This window comes from Amycolatopsis sp. WAC 04197 (genome assembly GCF_003947475.1).
GTDB lineage: Bacteria > Actinomycetota > Actinomycetes > Mycobacteriales > Pseudonocardiaceae > Amycolatopsis > Amycolatopsis japonica.
In genome coordinates this window covers 1-813 of record NZ_QHJK01000031.1, presented here as the reverse complement: position 1 = coordinate 813, position 813 = coordinate 1, and the positions used below count along the sequence as shown (strand labels likewise).

At 66.3% G+C, this 813-nt stretch carries 1 protein-coding gene; it reads right to left on the bottom strand.

Annotated features, from left to right (window positions below):
- On the bottom strand, nt 1-813 hold an 813-nt coding region (locus tag DMC64_RS42575), incomplete at both ends, for a thiamine pyrophosphate-dependent enzyme (protein ID WP_233630010.1).

The following is an 813-nucleotide window of genomic DNA, read 5'->3' as shown; positions in this document are numbered from 1 at the left end:
AGGTGCCGCGGCGGGAGTCCTGGCCGGACAGCCGCACGAGGCGGCCTTCCATGGCCAGCGAACCGAAGGCGAGCAGCTCACCGAACGCCCAGTCGATGCCGCCTTCGCGGGACATCTTGTGGCGGCGCTCCATGACCGGCTTGACCCGCGGGTGCGGGGTGAAGCCCTCGGGCACGTTGAGGAACGCGTCGCCGATGTGCTCGATGACCTCGGTGGTGGTCGCGGTGGGCACCTTGGCCGGGACCTGCTGCTCCTCCTCGACCGAGGGGCTGGCCTTCGCCGGGTGCTTCTCCAGCTCGCGGACCTCGTTGAACACGTGCTCCAGCTGGCTGGAGAAGTCGCGCAACGCGGCTTCGGCCTCTTCGACGGAGATGTCGCCGCGGCCGATCAGCGATTCGGTGTAGGTCTTCCGGACCGAACGCTTCGTGTCGATGATGTCGTACATCGCCGGCTGCGTCATCGACGGGTCATCCGATTCCTGATGCCCCCTTCTCCGATAACAGATCAAATCGATGACCGCGTCCTTGTGGAACGTCTGCCGGTAGTCCATCGCCAGTCGCGCGACCCAATGTGCCGCTTCCGGATCATCGCCGTTGACGTGGAAGATGGGGGAGCCCGTCATTTTGGCGACGTCCGTCGCGTAGTACGTGGACCGGCCATGTTCCGGTTCCGTCGTATACCCGACTTGGTTGTTGACGATGACGTGCACGGTGCCGCCGGTGCGGTAGCCGCGCAGCAGCGCCAGGTTCAGGGTCTCGGCCACGACACCCTGGCCCGCGAAGGCCGCGTCGCCGTGCATCAGGACGGGGAGGA